The organism is Streptomyces sp. NPDC059832 (assembly GCF_042731715.1).
In the GTDB taxonomy this organism is placed as follows: Bacteria; Actinomycetota; Actinomycetes; order Streptomycetales; family Streptomycetaceae; genus Streptomyces.
Window position 1 is genome coordinate 88898 of the sequence record NZ_JBHWIY010000010.1, and the last position, 19393, is coordinate 108290.

At 69.6% G+C, this 19393-nt stretch carries 15 protein-coding genes; 5 read left to right on the plus strand and 10 right to left on the minus strand.

Annotation, left to right across the window (positions count from 1 at the left end):
• Position 1 precedes the first annotated feature (1 nt).
• Together ACFV8T_RS19455 and ACFV8T_RS19460 are read right to left on the minus strand one after the other, a co-directional pair.
• On the minus strand, positions 2–1573 hold the full coding sequence (locus ACFV8T_RS19455; protein ID WP_385328917.1) for a sodium:solute symporter family protein: 1572 nt from the start codon (positions 1571–1573) through the stop codon (positions 2–4).
• A gap of 325 nt (positions 1574–1898) precedes the next feature.
• Positions 1899–2681: an SDR family oxidoreductase gene (locus ACFV8T_RS19460; RefSeq protein ID WP_385328919.1), complete on the minus strand. Its 783-nt coding sequence runs from the start codon at positions 2679–2681 to the stop codon at positions 1899–1901.
• An 80-nt stretch (positions 2682–2761) separates the two neighbouring features.
• On the opposite strand from ACFV8T_RS19460, the gene ACFV8T_RS19465 reads away from it, so the two are divergent.
• Positions 2762–3616, plus strand: a complete 855-nt coding sequence (locus tag ACFV8T_RS19465) for a hypothetical protein (protein WP_385328920.1) — start codon at positions 2762–2764, stop codon at positions 3614–3616.
• A gap of 126 nt (positions 3617–3742) precedes the next feature.
• Here the strand turns inward: ACFV8T_RS19465 and ACFV8T_RS19470 are convergent, their stop codons facing one another.
• From ACFV8T_RS19470 to ACFV8T_RS19480, 3 genes are all read right to left on the minus strand, one after another.
• Positions 3743–3949: a DUF397 domain-containing protein gene (locus ACFV8T_RS19470; RefSeq protein ID WP_385328922.1), complete on the minus strand. Its 207-nt coding sequence runs from the start codon at positions 3947–3949 to the stop codon at positions 3743–3745.
• Between the two features lie 231 nt (positions 3950–4180).
• Positions 4181–5050, minus strand: a complete 870-nt coding sequence (locus ACFV8T_RS19475) for a helix-turn-helix domain-containing protein (protein WP_385328923.1) — start codon at positions 5048–5050, stop codon at positions 4181–4183.
• A gap of 248 nt (positions 5051–5298) precedes the next feature.
• Positions 5299–6021, minus strand: coding sequence for a GPP34 family phosphoprotein (locus tag ACFV8T_RS19480; protein ID WP_385328925.1), 723 nt, complete (start codon positions 6019–6021; stop codon positions 5299–5301).
• 196 nt (positions 6022–6217) lie between these two features.
• On the opposite strand from ACFV8T_RS19480, the gene ACFV8T_RS19485 reads away from it, so the two are divergent.
• Entirely contained in the window at positions 6218–8719 is a 2502-nt protein-coding gene (locus ACFV8T_RS19485) for a D-alanyl-D-alanine carboxypeptidase (protein ID WP_385328926.1), read from the plus strand.
• 177 nt (positions 8720–8896) lie between these two features.
• Positions 8897–10771, plus strand: a complete 1875-nt coding sequence (locus ACFV8T_RS19490; protein WP_385328928.1) for an MFS transporter — start codon at positions 8897–8899, stop codon at positions 10769–10771.
• 46 nt (positions 10772–10817) lie between these two features.
• Here ACFV8T_RS19490 and ACFV8T_RS19495 read toward each other — a convergent pair whose 3' ends face one another.
• The 5 genes from ACFV8T_RS19495 to ACFV8T_RS19515 all read right to left on the minus strand — a co-directional run bounded on the left by ACFV8T_RS19495 (position 10818) and on the right by ACFV8T_RS19515 (position 18020).
• Positions 10818–11894 carry a C40 family peptidase gene (locus ACFV8T_RS19495; protein ID WP_385328929.1) on the minus strand — a complete coding sequence of 359 codons (1077 nt, stop codon included), beginning with the start codon at positions 11892–11894 and terminating at the stop codon, positions 10818–10820.
• A gap of 27 nt (positions 11895–11921) precedes the next feature.
• Positions 11922–12404: a poly-gamma-glutamate biosynthesis protein PgsC/CapC gene (locus ACFV8T_RS19500; protein ID WP_266418098.1), complete on the minus strand. Its 483-nt coding sequence runs from the start codon at positions 12402–12404 to the stop codon at positions 11922–11924.
• Positions 12401–14086 (minus strand): poly-gamma-glutamate synthase PgsB, encoded by a 1686-nt coding sequence (gene pgsB, locus ACFV8T_RS19505; protein ID WP_385328931.1) that lies wholly within the window; start codon positions 14084–14086, stop codon positions 12401–12403. Before pgsB ends, ACFV8T_RS19500 begins: the two co-directional genes overlap by 4 nt.
• A gap of 6 nt (positions 14087–14092) precedes the next feature.
• Positions 14093–16396 carry a HAMP domain-containing protein gene (locus tag ACFV8T_RS19510; RefSeq protein ID WP_385328933.1) on the minus strand — a complete coding sequence of 768 codons (2304 nt, stop codon included), beginning with the start codon at positions 16394–16396 and terminating at the stop codon, positions 14093–14095.
• Positions 16397–16802: 406 nt separating this feature from the next.
• Positions 16803–18020 carry a CapA family protein gene (locus ACFV8T_RS19515; RefSeq protein WP_385328934.1) on the minus strand — a complete coding sequence of 406 codons (1218 nt, stop codon included), beginning with the start codon at positions 18018–18020 and terminating at the stop codon, positions 16803–16805.
• Between the two features lie 198 nt (positions 18021–18218).
• Between ACFV8T_RS19515 and ACFV8T_RS19520 the strand changes: the two genes are divergently transcribed.
• Entirely contained in the window at positions 18219–19016 is a 798-nt protein-coding gene (locus ACFV8T_RS19520; RefSeq protein WP_385328936.1) for a hypothetical protein, read from the plus strand.
• A gap of 74 nt (positions 19017–19090) precedes the next feature.
• Positions 19091–19372: a hypothetical protein gene (locus tag ACFV8T_RS19525; RefSeq protein WP_385328937.1), complete on the plus strand. Its 282-nt coding sequence runs from the start codon at positions 19091–19093 to the stop codon at positions 19370–19372.
• The last annotated feature ends 21 nt before the right edge of the window (positions 19373–19393 follow it).

The window sequence follows — 19393 nt, forward strand, 5'->3', positions numbered from 1 at the left end:
GTCAGTCCTTCGCACCCTCCGCGACCGCGGCGTCCCCCGGACCGGCCTGGGCCGGCACCGTCGCCCCGGCCGCCGCGCCGTCACCGTCGGAGTTGATCTGCTCGATGATCGCGTCGCGCTCCGGGGTGTCCTCCGGCCTGACGAAGCCGATCACGATGTAGAGGACCAGCGAGATCGCCAGCGGCAGGGCCACCTGGTACTGGAGCGCGACGTTCGTCTTCACCGAACCGTCGAAGTCGTAATTGGTGAAGTAGAACGCCAGCAGCCCCGCCGCCCAGCTGACCAGCGCCGCCGTCGGACCCGACCTGCGGAACCTGCGCAGCAGACCGAGCATGAACGGAATCGCGATCGGACCCATCAGGCCGGCGACCCACTTGATGACGACGGAGATGATGTCCTTGAACGTCGGCGAGTTGATCTGGGTGGCGAGCGCCATCGACAGGCCGAGGAAGCCGAGCGTGGACAGCCGCGCCGCCAGCAGCCCGGCCCGACTGCCCCAGTTGCGCGCCGACTTGGAGAGAACCGGGGCGATGTCCCGGGTGAAGACGGCCGAGATGGCGTTGGCGTCCGAGGAGCACATGGCCATCGTGTGCGAGAAGAAACCGACGACGACCAGGCCCAGCAGGCCGTGCGGCAGCAGCTGTTCGGTCATCAGGGCGTAGCTGTCCGAGGCGTCCGGCTTCTGCGCGTGGACCAGCAGCGGGGCACACCACATCGGGAAGAACAGGACCGTGGGCCAGACCAGCCAGAGCACGGCGGAGAGCCGGGCCGAGCGCTTCGCGGCGGCTGCGGAGTCCGTGGCCATGTAGCGCTGCGCCTGGTTCCACATGCCGCCGTTGTACTCGAAGGTCTTGATGAAGAGGTACGCCAGCAGGAAGGTCACGGTGTACGGACCGGCCGTCGGGTTCGTATGCCCCTCGGGCAGCTTGTCCCAGACCGTCCACAGGGTGCTGACGCCGTCGAGCTTGCTCATGGCGGTGACGAGCATCGCGACGCCGGCGAAGAGCTGGATGACGAATTGTCCCAGTTCCGTGAGCGCGTCCGCCCACAGGCCGCCGACCGTGCAGTAGACGGCGGTGATGCAGCCGGTGATGAGGATGCCCTGGGTGATCGAGATGCCCGTGAAGACGGACAGGAGGGTGGCGATGGCCGCCCACTTGGCGCCGACGTCCACGATCTTCAGCAGCAGCCCGGACCAGGCGAGCGCCTGCTGCGTCGGGATGTTGTAGCGGTTCTTCAGGTATTCGAGCGGCGAGGCGACATGCAGCCGCGAGCGCAGCCGGTTGAGCCGGGGAGCGAAGAGCTGGGCGCCGATGCCGATGCCGATGGCGATCGGCAGCGACCAGGTGACGAAGGAGGTGACGCCGTACTGGTACGCGATGCCCGCGTACCCGGTGAACATCACCGCGCTGTAGCCGGACATGTGGTGCGAGATTCCGGAGAGCCACCACGGCATCCTGCCGCCCGCGGTGAAGAAGTCACTGACGTTGTCCACGCGCTTGTGGGACCAGATCCCGATCGCGATCATCACGCCGAAGTAGCCGATGAGCACGACCCAGTCGAGACTGTTCATGTGCCCCCTCCTGGGGTCCGCCTTGTGAACGGGGAGCGCGCTTCGTCAGTACGGCCGTTCAGCGGGGCCCCGTGCGGGAGCGGGGACATCGGGGATTGAACCGCCTGTCCGGTATCGGGGTCAAGGTTTCCACGGTCAGGGATGTGAACGCAGATCAGCAAGTCGAACGATTTTGCTTGCTCTTGACTTACGCGGTCGTTGTCGCCGACGTGACGGCGGACACACGATGAGCGGGCACTTCGTCAGGCTGTGCAGAGGACAACGAGGAACGCCGCACGGGATGCGGGTCCCGTGCGGCGGAGAAGGGGAGGCTCATTGCTCAGGCCTACCGCATCAGCTCGCCCGCGTTGACCAGGAGCGACTGCCCGGTGATCGCCCGTGCCCGGTCCGAGGCCAGGAACGCGGCGGCCTCGGCGACATCGCCGTCGGTGGCCGGCTCCGGGAGCGCCATGCGCTCGGTGAGCCTGCCCAGCACCTCGGCCTCGGGCACCCCCTCGCTGTGTGCCGTGAACTGTACGTACGCCTGCACCGGCGGCCCCCACATCCAGCCCGGCAGCACGGTGTTCACCCTGATCCGGTGCGGGCCCAGCTCCTGCGCCATGGAGTACATGGCCGAGGTGAGCGCCCCCTTCGAGGCCGCGTACGCCGCCTGCTGGACCTGGGACGGCGCGGCCACCGAGGACTGCGTACCGATGATCACCACCGAACCGCCGCGCTCCTTGAGGCCGGGCAGGCAGGCGCGGGTCATCCGCAGCGTGCCGAGCAGATTGACGTCGATCACCGACTGCCAGGTGGCGAAGTCGGCATCCTCGATCCCGCCGAAGTAGCTGTCCCAGGCGGCGACATGGACCACCGCGTCGATCCGCCCGAACCGCTCCAGGGCCAGCGCGGCGAGCGCCTCGCACTGCGCCTCGTCGGTGATGTCGGTGGCCAGCCGGGCCGTGTGCCGGCCGTCCGGGTCGATCTCCGCGGCCGTCCTGGCGAGATTCGCGGCGGTACGCGCCCCGAGCACCGCGTCGCCGCCGTCCCGCACGACCGCCGCCGCGACCCGGTGCCCGAGCCCGGCGCCCACCCCGGACACGATGACGGTCTTCCCCGCGAGCAACATCGGTGGCCTCCCGGCTCTGGCAGTTCGTCTGACGGGGCGTCAGAGTAGGACGCCGCTGCGGAGTACGGAAGGGAAACGGCATGAGCGACGAGACACGGAGCGACACCTACGCCGAACTGGCCGCGCTGGGGCCGTACGGCGTCCATCCCGGCCATGCGCTGATCACCATGGTCGAACCGCACCCGGGCCATGAGTACGCGTACAACCGCTGGTACGAGGACGACCACTACTACGCGGGCGCGATGGCGATGCCCTGGATGTTCGCCGGGCGGCGCTGGGTGGCCACCCGGGAGCTCCAGGAGCTGCGCTACCCGGAGGCGTCCGCCGTCGCGCGGCCCGTCACGGCCGGCTGCTACCTGTCGACGTACTGGGTGACGGACGGGCGCTACGACGACCACATGAGGTGGACCGTCGGCATCAACCGGAGGCTCAACCGGGACGGCCGGGTCCACCAGGGCCGTACCCATGTGTTCACCGCGTTCCAGGACCACGAGGCGACGGTCTACCGGGACGGTGCCGCGGGGCCCCGGGACTTCCATGCCCTCGACCACCCCTACCGGGGGCTGGTCCTCGAAGTGATCGACGTCGAGGGGGCCGGTGCCGAAGGGGCCGGAAAGCGGGCCGAGTTGCTGGAGTGGCTGCGCTCGCGGCATCTGCCGAAGCGGCTGGCCGGATCCCCGGCGGCGATGGTGACCGTCTTCCGGCCCACGCCGCTGCCCGGTGACCGGATGAGCTATGTGAAACAGGTCGAGGGCGTCGACACCCGGCTGACCCTGCTCTGGTTCCTCCAGGAGGACCCGAGGGAGTGCTGGGCCGGGCACTTCACCGGGCTCGACGCGGCGGTCGCGGAATCCGGCCCGGGGCGGGTGGAGTTGGTGGCGCCGTTCATCCCGACGGTGCCGGGCACCGATCTGTATGTCGATCAGCTGCGCTGAGCGTTCCGGTCACCCGGCCGCCCGTCGGGTCGGGCATCGAGCCCCCTCGGCCAGGACGGCGGACCAGTCGAGAGGGCTGACAGCGGCACCGGAACCGGCACCGCGATGCGCACGCAAAATCATTGATCAGGCGTTGACGGCATCCTTGCCGACATCGCGCACGAATGCGTTCCAAGCGGCCGGGACGAACGTGATCGAAGGGCCCTCGGGGGCCTTCGAGTCGCGCACGTCGATTGCCTGTGTGAGAGGGGACTTGACTTCGACGCAGGCGCCGTTGCCCCCGGAATACGAGGACTTCGTCCACTTGTCCGTAGCACCCTGACGAATGGCCATGTTCACTCCGGTTCAAAGAGTCGCGTAAATGACACCAACAGTGTTCCGGTTGGTGTGATCGACGCTACTCGCCAAGCTCCTTGCGCGAAGGGGCCGTTCACTCGACCGAGTGGTATATACCAGATAGATCTTCCACTCGGGGCGGGCGGCGGTGTACCTTACCGCCGCCCTTTCCGTAACATCACTTCATTTCCCGCAATCCGGACTTTGCGGGCTGCCTCGCATCGGTGCTCAGTCGGTGCTGAGCCGGGTGTAATCCTTCACGATCTCGGTGATGAAGTGCCGAGTCTGTTCCACATTCAGCGCCTGTGCCCGCAGGTGCTCGTACATGACGCTGTACCGCTGCACATCGTGGGCTTTCTCCAGATACAGATCGCTGGTGACGCCTTCGATATAGACGACGCTGGAGTCGGCGGCGTCCGGGAATTCGAGAATGGCGTACTGCCCGTTGATGCCAGGGTGCGCGCCCATTTCGAACGGCAGCACCTGCACGGTCACATGCGGCAGCTGGGACAGCTCGACCAGTTGCTCCAGCTGTTCGATCATCACCTGCTTGCCGCCGACCAGCCGGCGCAGCGCGGACTCGTCGATGACCGCCCACAGCCGCAGCGGATGCTCGGGGTCGGTGATCCGGTCCTGGCGGCGGGCCCGGACGCTGACGCGCTTGTCGATGTCGGACGGCGGGGCCTCCGGCAGCGCTCCGTTGATCAGCGCCTCGGCGTAACTCCGGGTCTGCAACAGGCCGGGGACCACCTGAGGTTCGTACACCCGCAGCGATTCCGCGTCGGTCTCCAGACCGATGTAGACGCTGTACGGGATGTCGCCGAAGGCGTGCCACCAGCCCTGCTGGCGGGAGTCCTTGGCCATCTGCATGAGTGAGTCGACGATCCGGTGGTCCTCGACCTGGTACACCCCGCAGAGATCGCGGACATCACGCTGGCTGATGGAGCGGCGGCCGTTCTCCAGGCGGCTGATCTTCGACTGCGAGACCAGCAGCCGCTCCGCCACCTCCTCGGCCGTCATGCCCTTGAGCTCGCGCAGTCGGCGCAATTCCTGGCCCAACCGGCGTCGCCTGACGGTGGGATTGACGTTGGACGGCACGGAAACGGCACCTCCGGCTATGTAGCTGTGCGTATCTACTGCTCAGCAGATTGCCACCACTTCCCCCGGTCGCGCTGGGAAATGGCCACACGCAAGTGCGCGGGGCAACCGATGTTTCTCGGCTGCCCCGCGCTTGGTGCGGCTCCCGAACCGGGTCTTGGGGACGACGGTGCGGCGGTATTCGGTTGGTGCTGCCGTGCAGTTGCGCGGCGGTGCGGCGGTGCGTACGGCCCCGGTGCGTGGTGCGCCTAGTGGGCCGCGGTGTGCGCCATGCTGCCGCGGCGTGACTGCGACTGCACTTGCGGTTGCAAGGGAACTCCGGCCGCCTGATTGCGGCGCGGCTGTGCGACCGCTCCGTTCTGGACGTCCATCACGGCATGCGCCACGAGTCCGCCCATGGGGTCGTGTCTGATCAGGTCCCGGAGCCGGGAGCGTGATGAACGCCCCTCGTTCCCGGGATACAGGTGCTTGCCGAGTCCGACCGCGTGGGCCAGCGCGGCGAGCGCCGCGGTCCGCGGGTCCGGCGGTACGCCGGTGCGGATCGCACTGTCCAGCCTGGCTCTGATGTCCCGGCTGATTGCCGTGTCCGTCGCCTGGTAGCGAGTCGTCGGCAGCACTCCGCACATCTGGCCCGCCACGGCATGCACCATGCCGCACCGCTCCAGGTGAGCGAGGTAGATCTGGCGCAGCCCCAGCCGGGGCCCGCCGATCCAGTGGACCGCCCGAACCGGGCTGCCGCGTCGCCGCAGCAGTTCCAGTGCGGAGTCCAGAGTCGGATCTCCTGTCGGCCGTGGCATCACCACGGCGATACGATCCCCGTCAGGGGCTATCCGTCCTGCCAGAGCCAGCTCCACTAGCTGAGCTCCGGCGAGGCCGAGGTCGAGCGACTGCGGCTGCGCTGTGGTACCCGTGGCCGGGTCCAGAGCGAGCAGCAGAAGCTCCTCCGGAATTGTTCTGCGGCTCCTGCCCATCCATGCCTCCCCGCGTGGATGAATGACAGGGTGACCCCTCTCACATTGGTCTGTCGAGAGCGCCTGGGTGCTTTGTATGGGAACCAGTAGGTATGTCGTTCTCGTCTAGCAGCCGGGCCGGTGGTTCACACGGGACACTGGTAGATGGTTCGGACAGCGCGGGGGGTTTCCCCCGTGCCGCGTGGAGGAGGCATCGGTGGCGGGCGAGTCCCCCGACAAGTCGGAGCAGCAGAAGTCCTCGGGGACGGTTCGGAGCGAAAGCGATCCGCGGCTCGCCGTCTTCCGTGAACCGCCCGCCGATGGCGCGGCCGCCGGAAAGACGGACACGGCGACGGCCGTTTTCCGCACGGCACCGGTCACCGAGGACGGCGAGGGCGCCGAGGGCGCCAAGTCGGACACGGCCACGGCCGTCTTCCGCGCGATGCCGTCCGAGGACGGCGAGCGTGGCGAGGGCGCGGAGGGCGTCGACGACTCGGAGCCGGAGGGTGCGGAGCCGGAGGGCGCCGGGGCCGAGGAGCCGTCGGCGGAGGCGGACGGCGACACGGGCGCGGATTCCGAGGCCGAGACCGAGGGCCCTGGCGGCGCTGTGGGCGCCGAGGAGGCCGAGAAGGCCGAGGGGGCCGCGAAGGACTCCGAGGGTCCGGAGAAGGCGCCTGAGGCCTCGGAGAGCGCGGATGCGGGTGAGCCCGCGGATGCCGCAGCGGACGAGGAGGCGGCGGCGAAGCCCGCCGAGGGCTCCGGAGAAGGCTCCGAGGAGGGCGATGCGCGGCTGCGTGCGGCCGTCGCCGCCTGGGTGACGAAGGACGGCGACGCGGACGGCGACGACGACGGCGACGCGCAGGGCGATGACGCGAAGGCCGCCACGTCGAAGGACGAGGACGCGGAGGACGCGGGGGACGCGGAGGACGCGGACACCGACGCGGCTGCGGACGCGGCGACCGCGTCGAGCGATGCCGATGCCGATGCCGCGGACGGGGACGGGGACGAGCCGTCCGATGGCGCGTCCGACGACTCCGACGACAAGGCACCTTCCGTCGGCGAGAAGAAGGCCGAAGCGGCGAAGAAGGCTGAAGCCGAGGCTGACGACGACGCCGCCGAGGACAAGCAGGGCATCGATCAGCCGACCGCCATCTTCAGGGCGCCCGCCGCACTCCGGGTCGACCAGCCGACGACCGCGCTGAAGATCACCCCGCCCGGATCGAAGACGGCAAAGCCGGGCTCGGAGGCCGAGTCGAAGGCCGAGTCCGCCGCCGAGCGGACCAGCAAGTTCGTACCCCTGCGCGGGGACGACGTACGGCCGGCGTCGGCGCCCGCGCCCCGCGAGCCCGAGGTGCCCGCCGCCTCCGCCGCGAAGCCCGGCACGCCGCCTCCCTCCGCGCTGTCCGGTGCCGAGCGGACCACGCAGCAGCCGATGCCGCCCAGGCCGCCGCTCGACCTGCTGGCCGAGCTGACGAACACGCCCCCGCCGCCGGAGACGCCGGTCCGCACCGCCGTGCGCAGGGTCAAGATCTGGACCCCCCTGGTCCTGCTCCTGGTGATCGTCTTTGCGATCGTGCAGATGGTGCGCCCGCTCCCGGACCCCGAGCTCCAGATGTCGGCGAAGGACACGTACACCTTCAAGGGCAGCAAGCCGTCCCTGCCGTGGCCCAACGAGGGCCAGGGCTACATGGCGGCGACCGGCCTGGGCCCGGTGGGCTCGTTCGGCGAGCAGAAGGCCGTGCCGATCGGCAGCGTGGCCAAGGCGATGACCGCGTACATCGTGCTCAAGGACCACCCGCTGAAGAAGGGCGAGGAGGGGCCGTCCATAGAAATCGACGCCACGGCGGAGAAGGAGGGCGGGTACGACGCGGTGAACGAGTCGACGCTCAACACCGTGAAGGAGGGCGACAAGCTCACCCTGAAGCAGGCGCTGTCGGCCATCATGATCCCGTCCGCCAACAACATCGCGCGGCTGCTCGCGCGCTGGGACGCGGGTTCCGAGGAGGCGTTCGTCAAGAAGATGAACGACACCGCCAAGTCGCTCGGCATGAAGAACACCACGTACACCGACCCGTCCGGCCTCAACGCGACCACGGTCAGTTCGGCCGAGGACCAGGTGAAGCTGGGCGAGAAGCTGGTGGAGATCCCGGCGCTCATGGCGATCACCGTGCTGCCGGCGTGGACCGACCCCTCGGGCCACGAGTGGCCGAACTGGAACAAACTCGTTCCGTTCAACGGCTCGCTCGGCATCAAGACCGGTTCCACCACCAAGGCCGGTGGCAACCTGCTCTTCGCCGCGCACAAGATGGTCGGCAAGACCGACCAGTTGATCGTCGGCGCAGTGCTGGGCCAGCACAAGGTCTCGATCATCGACACGGTCAACGCGGTCAGCAAGGACGTCATGATCGCGACGCAGGACCTGCTGAAGGACGCGAAGGTCATCAAGCAGGGCGACGTCGTCGGCACCGTCTCGGACGGCCTCGGTGGCAGCGTCCCCGTGGTCGCGACGAAGGACGTGACCGCGGTCGGCTGGGCCGGTCTCACGGTCAAGATCGAACTGACCGACGACGGGAAGACGATCCCGCACTCGGCGAAGGCCGGGACACCCGTCGGCACCCTCACCGTCGGTGAGGGAACCAGCCAGGTGAAGGTGCCCGTCGCGCTGCAGAGCGATCTGGCCGAGCCGTCCTTCGGGGACAAGCTGACCCGGATCGGCTGACCGGCCGACGGGGAACGGCCCGATGACGGAAGGGGGTGCCGATCCTGGCACCCCCTTCCGTGCTGTGTACGTGTTAGCGTCCCGAGGCAACTCGATGACGCAGGGACGGCGTCCTCACAGGTGCATGGGGTACAGGGGCACGGGGCAGGCGGATTCGGGGAGACGGGGAGAGCCGTAGTGACCACCGCGGAGCCGAGGCCCGGCCATGAGGCGGCCGACAGCACGGGCACGAGGGACAGCGACATCGGCAGCGCCGGCAGCACACGGACAGCTGCGCCCGCCCGGACGGGCACGGGAGGCGGGGACGCCTCGGCGCCGCGCACCGATCCGTCGCGCAGGGCCCGCACCGAACGGCTGCTGCGGCATCCGGTGACGATCGCGACGGCTGTCGCCGCCGTCACCCACCTGCTCTGGTTCTTCTTCTTCGCAAACAGCGGCGGCGACCTCGCGGCCCAGGACGCCTGGGCCGAATTCGTCGGCCGGCATCCCGGCACGGCGTACAACCTCGCCTGGTACGGGGGCATGCACCCCGTCTCGTACAGCGTCGTCTCGCCGTATCTGATGTCGGTGCTCGGCGTGCGTACCACGATGATGGTCGCCGGGACCGTGTCGGCGGCGCTGACCGCGCTGATCCTGGTCCGGGTCCGGGCCGTCCGCAATCCCCTGGCCTGTTCGCTCGCCGGGGCGTTCGCGTATCTGTGCAACGCGCTGTCGGGGCGGGTGACGTTCGGGCTCGGCATGATGTTCGCGGTGGCTGCGACGGCCGCGGTCTTCTGCTGGCCCCACCGCTGGCGCTACAAGCGGTGGGCGAAGGCGGCCGTCGCCGCACCGCTCGCCGGGCTCGCGACGGCGAGCAGCCCCGTGGCCGGGCTGTTCCTGGGTGTGATCGCCGCCGCGCTGTTCCTGAACAAACGGCGCCCCGGCGCGTACGCGCTGGGCCTGGCCCCGGTCGCGGTGGTGGCGCTGTCCGCGTGGCTGTTCCCGTTCTCCGGTACGCAGCCGATGTCGATCGCGACGCTGTCGCTGCCGTTCATCTTCGCGGTCCTCGTCTTCGTCCTCGTACCGCGCGACTGGAAGACGGTCCGCACCGCCGCCGCCGTGTACGGCGTCGGGACGCTGCTGACCTATGTGATCGACTCGCAGATCGGCTCGAACGTCACCCGGATGGCGATGCTGTTCGCCGGAGTGGTGCTCCTGGCCGCACTGCCGTACACCGTGCCGCGCTCCCGGCGCTGGTACGCGCTGATCATCGCGTTCGCCGGGCTGAACTTCTGGATCGGCTTCAAGGGCGTCGACGACATCGTCCGCACCGCCCCCAGCGCTTCCTGGGCGCGCGAGCTGGCCCCGCTGGTCAATGAGCTGCAACAGGTCGGCGCCGAGCGGGGCAGGGTCGAGGTCGTGCCGGCGAGCAGCCACCGGGAGGCGTCCGCGCTCGCGCCGTACGTCAATCTGGCCCGGGGCTGGAACCGGCAGGCGGACATGGAGCGCAACCCGCTCTTCTACGACGACACCCTGAACAGCGCCAACTACCGCCAGTGGCTGAACCGCTGGGCGGTGCACTACGTGGTGCTGCCCAAGGGGACGCCGGACTCCAGCGGCGCGGTGCAGGAGGCGCAGCTCGTCGACGAGGGGCTGCCGTATCTGAAGCCGGTGTGGTCCGACGCCAACTGGCGGCTCTTCGAGGTGGACAGCCCGGTGCCGCTGGCCGATCCGCCGGCCTCGGTGGACCAGGCCGGCGCGGGCGAGCTGACCATCCATGTGAAGACGCCCGGCCGGATCCTGATCCGCGTCCCGTACTCGCGCTGGCTCGCCGTGGTCGACAGCGAGGGCAAGGGCGTCGAACGGCCGCAGGAGACCGAGGAGTCCAAGCAGCGCACGGACGAGAGCGGTCCGCGGACCTTCGTCAACACCAACGGCTGTCTGTTCAAGGTCGACGAGGACGCGGACGGCGACGAGTGGACGGAACTGCTCGCGCCGCGACCGGGCGTGTACCGGCTGGCCGCCCCCTACCAGCTGCCTCCGGGCACGCCGTGCCCGGAGGAACTGCGCTGACGGCGACGGCGCCCGCCACGGGCGCTCCCGTCACGGGGCGCTCCCGCTACAGCCGCTTCGCGCTGCGCAGGGTCGCCGCGTAGTAGCCGTTTCCGTCGAGCCGGGACGTGCCGCCCTTGTCGCCGATGGTGGGGCCGTTGGCCTCCTCCCGGCTGGATATGAAGATCTTGTGGCCGTCGGTGTCGTGCCCGAGATACATGCCGACGTGGTCGAGGCGCTCCTTGGTGCGCTGGTCGAGCTTGAAGAAGACCAGGTCACCGGGTTGCAGCACATCGATGTTCTTCGGCCGGTCGGCCGGCGTGATGCCCTTCAGATCGATCACGTCCGTACCGCGGTGGGAGCGGGCCATGCCATTGGCGGTGCGCGGCAGGCCGTCGCCGGACGCATCGGTGGCCATGAGCGGGTAGCGGGCCCGGTAGCCGAACACCGTACGGATGAAGCCCGAGCAGTCCATGGAGCGGGCGCGCTCGGTACGGGGCTGCATCGTCGTGCCGTTGCGGAAGGTGTACGGGATGCCGAGGTAGTCGAAGAAGTCGGACTCCTCCAGCCGCAGGTCGTTGCCCTCGCTGCCGTTCGGGTTGAGCGGACCGAAGTTGGCGTCACCGGCGTAGGAGACCCCCTCGTCGTCCTTCTTGACCGGGGCGTCGGCGACGTACTGGAAGGCGGTGGCGAAGAGGTCGTCCTCCTCGCTGCCGAAGAACTCCTTGAACCAGTCCTTGAACCACTTCTCGTTCTCGGCGCCCTTCTTCCACTGGTACGGCATCAGCCGAACCCAGTCCTCGGTGACGACCTTGGACGTGGTGGTGCTGGGCTCAGTGAAGGTACGGCTGGGGCCGGTGAGAGTGGCGGTGCGGGCGCCGTCGGTGAAGCTGGCGAGGATCTCGCCGTCGGCGCCGCGCAGCAGGGTGCGGGACGGGTTGCGCAGCCGTTCCCAGCGCTGCTCGCCGTTCTTCAGGTTCGAGGACTTCAGCGCCGGATTGTCGGTGACGGCCTGCACGGCCGGGGCCTTGGCCTGTTCGTCCTTGCGCAGTTCGACGGTGAGGTAGGCGCTGCCCGCGAGCAGAGCGGTCACCGTGACGGCGTGCAGCGCCTGGCGGGGACGGCGCTTGGTCTTGGCACTCATGAGTCAGTCAGCTCCGGAAGGTTCGGGTCAGACGGTCGGCAGCGCGCCGAGCAGGATGCCTGCGGTGAGAACGACATAGGCCATGAGCGTCACCGAGCCGGTCGCCAGCAGGGTCGCGCCCTTGGGCTGGCGGACGAGCTGGTACGCGATCAGGCCGGGGACGATGAAGCCCAGGGTCTGGTTGGTGTACATCAGCGGGAACTCGATCGACAGCACGATCATCAGCGTCCCCTGGAAGATCACACCGGTGAGGACGACGGTGGAGAACAGCCGCTTGCCGTAGAGGATCACGACCTTCTGGAGGCCGAGCACCGCGACGTACGTCAGAACGGTCACGCCGACCACCATGGCCGCGCGCTGGAGGTCCTCGACGAGGGTGAGCGCCAGCCAGCCCGGGGTGATCATCCCGCCGGGGGAGAGATTGGTCGTCAGGTAGCAGACCAGCGAGAACATCAGCCCCAGGGCGATGCCTATGGCGGCAATCTCAGGGGTGAGGACGGAGGGGATCAACGGGGTTCTCCTGGGTTTTCCTGCTGGGCCGGGGCGGGCGGCCGGACCGGCTCGAACATGCCGCGGACGCGAGGTGCGGGCGGTTCGGCCGGGTCTTCCGGACTCTGGTGCGGTGGCTCGTGCTGCTGCGACTGCGACTGCGACTGCGGCAGTGGCTCTGGCTGCTGCTGCGGGTGTGGCTGCGGCTGCGGCTGCTGCGGTAGGGGGGAGGCCGGGCGCGGGGCCTGCTGGTACCGGGCCTCGTACGCCTCGGGATAGGGCTGGTACGGGTCGAGGTGCGGGGTGTAGCGGGGGAGCGCCAGGGTCTCGTCGTGCCGCGGCTGCTGGGGGTGCGGCGACTGCTGCCGCTGGGCCGGGACCGGCGGGAAGGGAGCGGTGACCGGGCCGTCGGCCGGGACACCGGCCGGGACGTCGCCGTGCGGGGCTCCCTGCGGGGCTCCCTGCGGGGCGGCCTGGTCCGGCGTCCGGTCCGGGGCCTGGTCCGGCGTCTCGTCCGGGGTCTCGTCGGCGGGCAGCTCGGCGAGGTGTTCCAGGAGCAGTTCGCCCTGCCCGTGGATGTTGCCGATCGCGACCAGCGACGACTCCGGCCCGAGGTGCCCGAGCAGCTGGTTCATGAACTCCTCGGGGTCACGCTTGTCGCCGCCGAGGTCGACCGCGGTGTGGCGCCACTCGGAGGGGATCGCGTCGATGGCGCTCTTGGCCGGGTGACCGATCACGAACACCTTCTCCGGCTGGAGTTCGGGAATGATCTGGCCCATCTGGCCGTTGCGCTCGACCCGGTCGGGGCGGCAGTTGATCACGACGTTCAGCGGCCGGTCGATCGCGCCCAGATCGAGCAGCTGGTTGATGTTCATCAGCGTCGACTCGGGGTCGTTCGCCGCGAAGACGTTGGCGAAGCGCAGCCGCTTGTCGTCGTGGGTGCGGTACCGCTCGACCGAGAGGACACCCGGGTCCGGCGGGGCGTCGTACATGCCCTGGAGCGCCGTCTGCCGGTCCACGCCGAGGAGTTCGGCGACCGTCAGCGCGATGGCCACGTTCTCCTTGAACGTGAACCAGCTGAAGCCGCGCAGCTCCTCGTCGCTCACGGTCTCCGGGTCCGCGTAGATCAGCTTGCAGTCCCGGGCGTCCGCCTCCTCCTGGAGGATGTGGAAGCGGTCCTGCTCGGCGGTGACGCAGATGCCGCCCTCCGGCATGGAGCGGCACAGCGAGCGGGCCACGTCGTCGAGCGTGGGGCCCATCTCGGCCAGGTGGTCCTCACGTACGTTGCACAGCACACCGATCGTCGACCGGATCAGCTTGGACTGGTTGATCTCCTGGAGCGCCGGCATGACCGCCATGCACTCGATGACCAGCGCGTCCGGGTTGTAGGAGGCCGCGCGCCGCACGATGCCGATCTGCTCCACGACATTGGCGATGCCGAACTTGCGGTAGACCGGCTCCTCGGTGGCGTCCGGGTGGATGAAACGGGCTGCGGTACCGGTCGTCTTGGCGACGGTGACCAGGTCGCCGCCGCGCAGGGCGCCCGCGCAGAGGCGGGTGATGGAGCTCTTGCCGCGGATGCCGTTGATCAGCACCCGGGTGGGTATGCGCTCCAGATTGGTGAAGTGGCGCCGCTGTTCGACGATGCCGGAGATCAGGAGGATCGCACAGCACACGACGAGCACGCCGTAGAGGAAGAGCACGGCCGTTCAGTTCCTTCCGACCAGGGGAGCGCTGTCGCGTCTGCGCTGCTCCTGGAGCTGCTGCCGGACAATTTCCAGACTGCGGGTGACCGCGCCGACCTCGTCGTGGTGGTGCGGGAAGAGCACGGTGCGGCGGTCGCCGTCGGCCAGCGATTCGGCCTTTCCGGCCAGTTCGCGCAGCGGACGTACGACGACGATGTACAGCCAGCCGAGGCAGGCCACGGCGGCGGTGATGCCGAGCAGACCGGCGAGAACGGTGCGGTTCTGCAGGCTGTACTCGGGGATGGCGAGGCCCGACGCGGGCTGCCAGCTGACCACCGTCCAGTGGAGCTGCTTCGCGGCGCCGCCACCGGCGAAGGGCGAGGCGGCGGAGATCTGGACACCGTCGCCGTCGCGGTAGACGACGGCGCCCGCGGGGGCGTTCATGCCGACCCGCTGGTTCGTGCCGGAGACCAGCTCGTCCAGCCGCTTCGGCAGGGAATCGAAGGCGAGGTAGCCGGTGTTGCCGCCGATGATCCGGTGTTCGCCGTCGACCACCCGGACCTGGCCGAGCCCGGGGCGCTTGAGCAGCCCGTTGATGAAGTCGATCCGGAACTCGCCGATCACCATGGCGCCGTTCCGGCCGGGGATCTCCGCGTACCCGGCGACGGAGGGCTCCTTGCCGGATTCGTTCAGGACGGTGATGGGCTGGGTGAGCGGCTTGCCCTTGGTGCCACTGGGCAGCGCGTGCGGCTTCTCGCCCGCGCGGGCCTGGATGGTGCCGTCGGCGTCGCGTACGTAGATCGAGCGGTAGCGCTGGTGCTCGGTGCGGGTGCGCTCCAGGACCTTCTTCATGTCGTCGGGGGAGGTGCGGTTGCCGACGAGCGAGGCGACGGACACCAGGTCGGCGTGGCCCTCGTTGAGCGCGCGCCGGACCCGGTCGGAGATGGTGTGGGTGCGCTCGCGCTGGTCGCTGACGACCTGTTCCGGCACGGCCACGGTGGAGTCGGCGCGGTTGAAGAGCAGCAGCATCGGTGCGGACCAGGCCAGCAGGAGGACGCCGCAGATGACGATGAGCGCGCGGCTGCCGAGCCGGCTCCGGCGCCCCGGGCGGCCGGGACCGGAGTCCTGGGCCGCCCCGCCCTCCGCCGGTTCGCCGAGGAGCTGGCGGCGCAGGCGCTCCAGGGCGCGCCCGATGCGCGCCGTCTCGCCGAACCTGGGAACGGAGACCGGACGGGTCAGATCGCCCCGGGTCAGCCGGCGGCTCTCCAGGAACAGCTTCAGCAGTGGCCGTTGCACGGTGCCGAGCAGCAGCGCCACCGCGAGTGCGCCGATGAGCAGCAGGGCGGCGGCGGAGACCAGTGCGAAGAAGGGGCCCGCGACGCGGGTCGGGTCCTCCGCGACGTCGACCATGGCGACGACGGTGAGCCCGAGGGAGGTGGCGACGGTGCCCTCGCCGGGCTGCGGGCCGGCCAGCGCGGCATAGCCGGCGACGGCGCGGTCACCGCGGACGCTGTTGCCGCGCAGGCTGCCGCTGACGCCGGGGAAGCCGCCGGAGCCGGGTTCCTTGGCCTTGAGCGGGTGCTGCCTGGTCTTGGTCGCGGCCGTTTCGGCGAAGGCGTTCAGCTGCTTGGCGGACCGTTTGGCGTCCGCGCGCTGCTTGTCGGTCTTGACCTGCTCCAGCTCCTGGACGCCGTCGCGGCTGAGGATGTGCCCCGTGGTGTCGACGACGGCGATCGAGCGGAACTGCCCGCGGCTGACGCCGGGGAAACGGAGGCTGTTGGAGGCGATCAGCAACTGCTGCGGCCGGTCCGGCCAGGACAGCAGGGCAAAGGCGAGCAGCCTGCTCTCGCCGTTCTGGAGCCGTACGATGCGCGGGCTGAGCCCGTCCTTCTGGGCGAGTTTGCCGGTGTCGATGGCGGTGACGGGGACGTTCTCCCCGCGCGCGGCGAGCATCCGGCCGGACTCGATCTCGACGACTGCGGTGCCCGTCCACTTCTGGTAGACGCTGCCGATCTTGTCGAGGACGGCGTCGGGAGAGGCCGGATCGCCCGCGCTGAAGAGCCCCGCGGTGCGGGTCAGGTCGGTGACGCTCTCGTCGATCGAGGCGCGCATCGTGACGGCGCCGTCCTCGGCGAAGTGCTGCTGGGAGGTCAGCACCGCCTCCGGTACGGAGTCCTGGCTCGCTCTTCCCAGGCCGAGGGCGGTGATGCCCGCGAGGGAGAGCAGGAGCGCGGAGAGAACCGCGATGGGGGGACGTATGCCACCCAGCAGCGACATATCGGCCCGCCGGCGGACCTTGTGCCGGCGCTTCGAGGACGAAGCGGCCATCGTGTTCCCCTTTGACTGTCTGCTCGGTTCCGGCGTGCTGAACGAGGCACAGCCGTTTGCTGGACATAAAAGCTTTGCGGAAGGTTGTGCGGAGCGTGGTGAGTGTGAGCTACCCGACTTCCGGCACCGGAGTGGAACCCCTGCTGCCCGTGGCCCCTCCCCGTACCGTTCCGGCGTCCGCATGCGTCTGCATACATCCGCATGTATCCGCATGTCCCGGCCGCCGTGGAGCCCGGCGGATCGGCCGGGCGGGTCGGACGGGTCGGGCAGGCGGGTCGGTCGGGCGGGTCGGGGAGGCCGGGTCAGCCGACGGGGCTCGATCCCGTACTTGTCCCGGACTCATCCATTCAGGACCCACCCATTCCAGGGGGCACTCCGGGGCTTGCTCCGGGGCTCGTTCCGGGGCTCACTCGGGCAGGTCCTTCAAGGGTTTCAGCCCGTCCTCGACGGCGCCCCGGTTGAGCAGAGTGCCCTGGGTCCGCTGGAAGGCCATCCGGTATCTGGCCCGCTCGGCGGCCGGCAGGTCCTCGGCGTTCTGCAGCGATCCGGCCAGATCCACCAGTCGGTGGTCCTTCACCACCGCCGCATCGGGATCCTGCGCACCGCTGCCGTCGGCATCCGGGGGGATCGTCAGCAGCGTCGGTACGTAACGGGCGTCGACGTCCCAGGTGTCACCGCGCTTGTGGAACTCGAACCAGCCGATGACGCCTTCCTCGGTCAGCCCCGACGGCACGTCGTGCCGCGCCACCTGGTTGCCCAGGCCGTACGCGATCCACGTGGAGCCGATCTTCTCCATCGGCTGCACCACATGGGCGTGATGGCCGATCACCAGATTGATCCCGGTCTCCCGTGCCAGCCTGCGGGCCAGCTTCAACTGTCCGTTGCTCGGGTCCGGATGATGTTCGCGACCCCAGTGGATGCTGAGGATCACCACCTCGGCACCGGCCTTGCGGGCGGCCTTCTCGGCGGCGGCGATCCTGTTGAAGTCGGTCTGGTTGGTCAGCCAGGGCTTGTCGGCCGGGACCTCGCGCCCGTTGAAGCCGAAGGCGTAGGACAGCTGGGCGACCTTCACGCCCTTCACGTCCATGATCAGCGGCTTGGCGGCCTCGGCGCTGTTGCGCGCCGACCCGGTGTGCTTGAGCCCGGCCCCGTCGAGTGCGTCGAGTGTGTTCCGTACGCCGGAGGCACCGTGGTCGAGGGTGTGGTTCGAGGCCGTCGAGCAGGTGTCGTAGCCGACGTCCTTGAGCGCCGTGGTGATCTGCGGCGGCACGACGAAGTCGGGGAAGCCCTCGAACGGCCCCTGCGGCTTGCCCGCGACCGGCTCGAAGTGGCAGATCGCCAGATCGGCCTTGCTGATCACGGGCTTGACCCCGGCCAGCAGCGGATGGAAGTCGATCTTCTTACCGGTCTTGTCCCCGGCCGCCGCGGCGTCCTTGCGTCCCTGCTCGGTCAGTTGGGGGTGGATCAGGATGTCGCCGGCCGCGGCGACGGTGAAGGAAGGACCTTCCTTCACGTCCGCGGAGTCGCTGTCACCGCCCGGAACCGAGCAGCCGGCGAGGGCCGCGAGGAGGAGCACGGGCGCGGTGGCGCGAGTGACGGAGACCGAAGACGAATGGCGGGACACCCCTGATATTTTTATATGTCTATGGCACGGAATCCGGCATCGAAGGTAACGATCAAGCGAACACTCACCGGTATTGCCGTGATGGTTGTCACTCTGGGGGCCCTCGTGGCCCTTTTTGTGCCATTCGGGAGCCGGGGGCCGGGCGCCGGGAACGGGAACGACCGCCCGGGAGGTTCCGCGGCGGACGGCCGCGACGGTGTGGATCTCGCGCGCCGCATCACGGACTTCACCCACGACACGGTCGCCCGCAGTGACTACCTGCCACCGCTGCGCGCCCAGCGCCGTACCGCCGCCGAAGCCGTGGGCCTCTTCCTCGACGGCAAGCGGGCCGAAGCCGGGCGCCGCCTCGGCGACATCGACTTCGCCGTCAGGACGTTCACCGACACCGTGACCGGCCGCCGGTTCGCGGAGATCTCCGACCGGGCGGCGGAGGGCCACCGGGGCTGGGGACGGGTCTACATCGACCTGAGCGCCACGACCCGCTGGTCGGTCCAGGTGCCGCACCCGGTGGCCGACGCCGGCAGCGAACAGCTCGGCATCGGGGTGCTACGGGCCAGGCGCGGCGGCGTACTGGTCATGGCCGGAACCCACCGCAACGCCGACAGGAAGGGCCGCGCCGACGTGGCCCACCGCAGGGACACCGTGTTCGACGCCGTCTGCGACGAACTGGCCGCACGCCGCCTCCCCGGTCTCCAGGTCCACGGCTTCGCGGACAGCACCGAACCGGGCTACGACGTGATCGCCTCCCTCGGCTCGGCGGACAAGGGCCTGCCCACCGCCCGCCGCACCGCAACGGCACTGCGCCACGAGGGTTTCGCCGTCTGCCGCGCCTGGGCCCGCCGCTGCGCACTGGAGGGCCGCGGCAACGTACAGGGCCGAGAGGCCGAAGCCCAGGGCGTGCCGTTCCTGCACATGGAGTTCAGCCGCACCGTCCGCGACGACGCGTCCCGGGTGCGCCGTGCGGCAGCGGCCATGGCGGCGTCCCTGCCTTCCTGAGGTCGGCCGGGAAGGGGGCATGGCCTGTCCGGGAAACGGCACCGCGCGGCCGACTCCGCGGCCATAGTGGAGAGATGAGCCTGACCACCGGCGGAGATCCGCCCGGCCCTGTGCGGTTCTACCTCGCGTGCGACCGCGGACGCTGCCAGGCGCGGGCCGTGTTCGACCTGGTCATCGCGGAACCGCCGCCGGACATCGAGACCGACCTGTTCGGCCATCTGCTGCACAGCGCGACCGTCGCCTCCCCGTACATCGAGGAGCTCGGGTGGATATTCGTCCATAAGGAGGGCTACTGGTGCCCCAACTGCGCCTCCCCGGGCAGGCGTCCGCGTTCGAGGGACGTCACGTCCTCCTGATCCGGAACGGTGACGGTTCGG